The 4,187-nt window shown below is 25.0% G+C and carries 5 protein-coding genes; all 5 read right to left on the bottom strand.

What is annotated here, in order from left to right; genetic code table 4:
• Positions 1-119 precede the first annotated feature (119 nt).
• Positions 120-305 carry a hypothetical protein gene (locus EHV01_RS03635; RefSeq protein WP_422066242.1) on the bottom strand — a complete coding sequence of 62 codons (186 nt, stop codon included), beginning with the start codon at positions 303-305 and terminating at the stop codon, positions 120-122.
• Positions 306-384: 79 nt separating this feature from the next.
• The gene (locus EHV01_RS03630; protein WP_400248649.1) at positions 385-693 is read right to left on the bottom strand and encodes a hypothetical protein; all 309 of its coding nucleotides are present in this window, start codon (positions 691-693) and stop codon (positions 385-387) included.
• Positions 694-1,067: 374 nt separating this feature from the next.
• Entirely contained in the window at positions 1,068-1,499 is a 432-nt protein-coding gene (smpB, locus tag EHV01_RS03625) for an SsrA-binding protein SmpB (protein ID WP_422066241.1), read from the bottom strand.
• 13 nt (positions 1,500-1,512) lie between these two features.
• The gene (gene rnr, locus EHV01_RS03620; RefSeq protein WP_422066240.1) at positions 1,513-3,630 is read right to left on the bottom strand and encodes a ribonuclease R; all 2,118 of its coding nucleotides are present in this window, start codon (positions 3,628-3,630) and stop codon (positions 1,513-1,515) included.
• 77 nt (positions 3,631-3,707) lie between these two features.
• Entirely contained in the window at positions 3,708-4,004 is a 297-nt protein-coding gene (gene secG, locus EHV01_RS03615) for a preprotein translocase subunit SecG (protein WP_400248652.1), read from the bottom strand.
• Between the last annotated feature and the right edge of the window lie 183 nt (positions 4,005-4,187).

Genomic DNA, 4,187 nt, shown 5'->3' with positions numbered 1-4,187 from the left:
AKAAAAATATATTGACAATAAAATTAAAAGTAATACAATCTAAATAAGTAAGTGGTATATTATTCCACAATTTCTAAGATATTAATTTAAGACCCCAAAATAATTTATACGACCATTATTTAATAGTTTTTTAACAAATTATCTGCCAATTGTTTAGACAATGTTCTTTTTTCTATCTTCTTTTGATTATTAATCTGCTTATTCTTTAATAATATCCAGTAATTAAAAATTACATCATAAAATTCATTTTTAATAAATCCAGTAATAAATTTTGCTTGTAATTTTTCTTTATCTTTATAAGTCATAATTTTCCTCCTAAACATTATTATTTTCATATGACTTTTTTATTTTAAAAGCATATTTTAACTAATATAAAAGCATATTTTAACTAATATCAGGTTCATTGGAGTTTGTTATTTCCCCTTCCATTCTTTCATATGATTGATCTTTATTACTTTGTTTAAATAATTTTATAAAACCATTAATTGCATTGTCAATTGTGGAAGATGTTTTGTTTATTAGAATTTCCATTATTCTTGAATGATTTTCTATTAACTTTTTATGTATTTCATCAATTTTTACTTCATTTAGTTGATTATTTTTATTAGCAATAAAAGTAAATATTGAAGAAATAATTGTACTTATGAATGATAACGAAGCAACAATAACGGTAACTATTTCTCCCGTATTCATTTCTACTTCCTCTCTTATTTATACTTTTATTATAACTTCTAACAGTTTTACACTCATATACTAACTAAAAAATAATATATTTCCTTATTATTAATCATATTTATTATAATTATTTCTTCTCTTGTTTTAATTTTATATATAAAATTCCTCCCTTTTCTTTAAAATGATAACTGTCTTCAAAATTGTTTTTTAAAAATAATGAAAATTTATTATTTTGTGCCCCATAATTTTTGGGATTAAAATCTGGAATTTTTCGAAGTAAATTTTCAATAATTATAGAAAACTGAGTAAACCCATCATTATTTTTATCATTTTCTTTAATTATTGAATTTACTACCTCAATTAATTCTTTTTTACCTTCTACTTTTTAAAAATTAATATTTCCGACGTAAACGCTCATTATCGCGTTGCTTAATTGTTTCTCGTTTATCATAATTCTTCTTCCCACGAACTAAAGCAATTTCTAATTTAGCATAATTATTTTTAAGATATAACTTTAATGGTGCTAATGTTAAACGTTCTAATTTAATTCGTTGCAAAATTTTTTTAATTTCTTTTTTATGCAAAAGTAATTTTCTAGTCCGATCAGCATCTGGTACATATGATGTTGAAAATTTATATTGAGCAATTATCATATTGATAACAAAGGCCTCATTTTTTCGAATAATAACAAAGGCCTCATTAATTGATACATCATTATTACGAATTGACTTAATCTCACTGCCTGTCAAAACAATACCAACTTCATAGGTTTCAATAATTTCATAATTATACCGTGCTTTTTTATTAACTGTAATTGTCAACATTAATATCACCTCCTTAATCAACTAGTTCAAAATCAATTTGCCGTAATTTTTTACTTGCTTTCTTTACTCTAATTCGTACTTTTTTTCCTAAAAAATATTCTTTTCGTTTCCGTTCTCCAATTAATTTTAAACTTTTTTCATCAAAAACGTAATAGTCATTTTTTAAATCAGTAATATGAACCAATCCTTCAATTGTATTTGGTAATTCAACGAAAATTCCAAACGAAGTAACTCCAGCAATAATGCCATCATATTCATAGCCAATTTTATCTTCCATATATTCAGCTTCTTTCATTTTGTCAACTTCTCGTTCACATTCCATTGCCCGTAATTCTGCAAGGGATGACTGTTGACTAGCATGACTAATAAAAGTACGCGTTTGTTCTAAATCAGTAATTTTAACTTTTCCTTGAAATAAATATTTTTTTAATAAACGATGAACAACTAAATCGGGATAACGCCGAATTGGTGAAGTAAAGTGCGTATAACATCAAGATGCCAGTCCAAAATGGCCATCATTAATAGCACTATATTTAGCTTTTTCCATACTTCGTAATACTAAAGCTGAAATAACTTTAAAATTTTCCTTATCCTTTAACTTATTTAAAATTTGCTGTAAATCTTTAGAATGAATATTTTCTAACTTTCCTTTAATATTTAAACCTAAATAAGATAATTGCGTATACAAATCAAGCAATTTTTTTGGTTTTGGCTTATCATGCACACGATAAACAAATGGCAAATCCATTCAATAAATTGTTTCGGCTACCGTTTCATTAGCGCGAATCATAAAACTCTCAATCAATTTTTCTGCATCAGCACGCTCTCGCACAACAATATCTTTAATCTTACCATTTTTATCAACAATAAACTTTGGTTCATCTAAATCAAAATCAACAACCCCATCATGTTCTTTTTTTAAAACTAAAATTTGATATAACTGTTGCGCTAAAAGCAACATTTGAACAATTTCACCTGAGATTTGATTTTTTTCTTGGCAGAATAACTTATTAACTTCATCATAAGTTAATCGCGCTTTTGAAATAATGACAGCTTCATAAATACTAGAATTAACAACATGTCCCTGCTTATTAATTTCCATTTCACAAATTAATGTTAATCGTGGTTCAAAAGGATTTAACGAACAAATCCCATTACTTAATTTTTCTGGTAACATTGGAACAACCCGGTCAATTAAATAAACTGAACACCCTCGGTCAAAAGCTTCTTTATCAAGATAACTATTCTGTGGAACATAATGTGCAACATCCGCAATCGCAACCAATAATAAATAATTACCATTTTGATTTTTTTTAACTAAAATAGCATCATCAAAATCTTTTGAATCATTCCCATCAATTGTAACAAACATTTCTGCTTGTAAATCACGGCGTGATTTATCTACTAACATTCTTGCAACATCAACATCTTGTTTAATTTGATTGGCTTCATTTAATGTTTCTTCATTAAATTTAGTACGAATATTAAATTCATGTAAAATAGCCAAGACATCAACACCGACTTGATTAGTATTACCAATGATCTCAATGATTTTAACTTGCATTAAATTGTTTTTACTATTAATATTTGTAATGATTCCCTTTACAATTGTATTTTCAATTGCATCAGCTAAATTAATAATTTTAGCACGATATTGCGTTAATTTATTATTTAAAATTTCTAAATATTTTTGTTGATGACGATTCTTTTTAATAACTCCAACTACATATTCATTATTTCGCTTCAAAACTTTAATTACTTGTGCTTCTGCTTTTTTAGAATTATTAATATTTTTTTGTTTTTTTAAAATAAACAAAACTTGATCTTGGTCTAAGGCATTATTTAAATCATCTTGTTTAACATAGTATTCTTCTTGGTTTTCACTAATTTTAATAAAACCAAAACCTTTTTTATTAATGCTAATAACTCCTCGTAAATAAATTTTTGGATCAAAATAATAAAACCTATGTTGTTGTGTGACCTCAATAATATTATCATTTTCTAATTCAACCAAAACTTTTAACATCATTTTATTATCATTAATTTTATTAATATCTAATAACTGTGCTAATTCAATCGTATCAATTGGTTTTGTTTGTTTTTTTAAAATAGCTACAATTCGATCGTGCATATACCTTTCCCCCTAAATGAAAAAAGAGACATTTTTAAATCTCTTTTCAATTAATGATATTTTTAAAGATTTAATTATTACAATAGAACTTTTGTTAATAAATTTATCAATAATGTAATAACTAATAATGTTGAACCAAATGCTAACATAAAAATAGATAATGTTCGATCTAACCCACGTTCTTTACTATTAGCAAATAATTCATCATTACCACCATTTAAAGCACTTAACCCTGTTTGTGCTTTTTTGTTTTGTAATAAACCAATAACAATCATAATAATTGATACAATTAAAGCAATTATTTCAAAAACATAAATAATTGTATTGGCTACTTGTGGTTCAATTGCTAAAAACATCATACTTGATAGGTTCATTAAAACATCCCTCTCTAAATTAAATTATGTTCCTATTAATAATACTATAAAATTACCAAAATTATTGTATTTTAAACTTTAATTTTGTCGAAAACTCTTGATATTTATAAAATATACCTAAAATTAGGTATATTTTTAATATATGGAGGTAAATAATTAATGAAAAAAATAATTACAGAAWAA

It is taken from the genome of Spiroplasma sp. hy2, from assembly GCF_044714365.1.
Lineage (GTDB): Bacteria > Bacillota_I > Bacilli_A > Mycoplasmatales > Mycoplasmataceae > Spiroplasma > Spiroplasma phoeniceum.
This window is presented reverse-complemented; position numbering and strand designations above follow the sequence as displayed.